The 1,687-nt window shown below is 57.6% G+C and carries 2 protein-coding genes; both read left to right on the plus strand.

The window, feature by feature from the left end; genetic code table 11:
• The coding region (locus AC1DVH_RS30700; RefSeq protein WP_477756957.1) for an oligopeptide/dipeptide ABC transporter ATP-binding protein at nucleotides 1–263 on the plus strand (263 nt) is incomplete at its 5' end.
• Nucleotides 264–269: 6 nt separating this feature from the next.
• Complete coding sequence (locus tag AC1DVH_RS30705) at nucleotides 270–1,508, plus strand: serine hydrolase domain-containing protein (RefSeq protein ID WP_223531583.1); 1,239 nt, start codon at nucleotides 270–272, stop codon at nucleotides 1,506–1,508.
• The last annotated feature ends 179 nt before the right edge of the window (nucleotides 1,509–1,687 follow it).

A 1,687-nucleotide genomic window follows, 5' to 3' on the forward strand; every position in this document is an offset into this window, starting at 1 on the left:
CTGTGGAACAGGTGTTCGGCCGACCGCGTCATCCCTACACTCGTGCGCTGCTCAATTCAGTGCCCTCCATCGACCCGGAGCGCCGTGACCAGTTGCAAATCCTGAGTGGCGAGATCCCCAGCCCCTTGAACCGGCCTGCCGGGTGCCACTTCGCGCCCCGTTGCCCGCGGGCCAGTGAGCGTTGTCGCCGAGAGGTGCCAGCCGAGACCCAGGATCACGGCCACCGCTTTTCTTGCCACCACCCTCTGAACGATGAGAGCTGAACCCCTATGTACAATAAAAAAGACATGACCGCTCCCGGCATTGGTTATCAGGACCTAAGTTTGATGCAGGGCTATCCGCCGCCCCGGGAAAAGCAAGTCGGCCTGCATAATTGGGACAGTCCGCCCTATAACCGCTGGTCGTTCCAGCACATCAGCCAGTTATTTCCGGTGGCCGCTATTCATCGCAGTCCCGGGCCGGTCACCGAACTCGAGCGCAACGAACGCTCACTGGACGACGTACGTTTCCAGCGGGTCGACGGCGGACAAACCGATCTGGCGACCTTCTTGACCGATAGCTACACCGATGGTTTTTTGGTGCTTCATCAAGGCAAGGTGGTTTCGGAGCAGTATTTCAACGGTATGCAGCCGCACACGTTGCATCTGTTGCAATCGGTATCCAAGACCGTCGTCGGTAGCTTGGTCGGCAGATTGATCGGCCAGGGCAGAATCGATCCCCAAGCGCGTGTCAGCGACTATGTGCCCGAGCTTTCGGCAAGCGGTTATGGCGACGCTCGGGTACAGGATCTTCTGGATATGCGCACGGGAGTGAGATTCAGGGAGGACTACACCGATCCTGATGCTGAATTCATTCAGTTGGATATCGCCTCGGGTTGGCGTGAACGGGGAGAGCGAGAGTCACCTGACAGCATTTATGGTTTGTTGAAGTCGCTGAGTAAGGACCGTGAGCATGGCCACTACTTTGAGTACCGCTCAGTGGATACCGACATGTTGGCCTGGGTTTGTGAGCGGGCTTGCGGCGAGCGGCTGCCCGTTTTACTGAGCCGGGAAATCTGGTCAAGACTGGGGGCAGAGCAAGACGCGAATATCACCCTCGATAGCGTTGGAACTGCATTGGCCGATGGCGGGATGAGCGCCACGCTGCGTGATCTGGGGCGCTTTGCCCAAATGTATCTGCAGGGGGGACGTTTCAACGGCCAGCAGATTGTTCCAGAGGAGTTTGTGCGTGAATGCGGCCGTGGCTCCACACCGGCTTTTGAGGTTCTCTATGGCTTTTACGTCAAGAGCTTTCCTGGCGCGGCATACAGTAATCAGTGCTGGGTATTGGACAGTGAACTAGGTACCTACTCGGCGCGCGGAGTATTTGGGCAGAGTATCTATTGGGATCCGGCCTCTGAAGTGGCAATCGTAAAACTTTCCAGTTGGCCGGACTTTATCAATCCAGAGTGGACGTTGAATACCTTCCGTGCCTGTGCGGCAGTAGTTGAAGAACTGCAACGCAGCTGACGCGGGAGTATGAATGACCGCGGCTTGTCAGACACCTCCCAGCCTTAATGAAGAGGTGCCATATACAGGCTCTGCATAGCTACACCCAGACCCTGCAGGCCGCCGGCGGCTGACCCTCCCGGCCCGCACCTGGACGCTGTTAACAGCCTTCGTCCTGGCGGGTCTTACCCCTTTTATCC

The sequence above is a fragment of the Pseudomonas sp. P4_C3 genome, assembly GCF_056402075.1.

Coding starts and splice junctions, on each gene's coding strand:
- AC1DVH_RS30705 (WP_223531583.1), top strand. CDS start 270: ATGTACAATAAAAAAGACATGACCGCTCCCGGCATTGGTTATCAGGAC.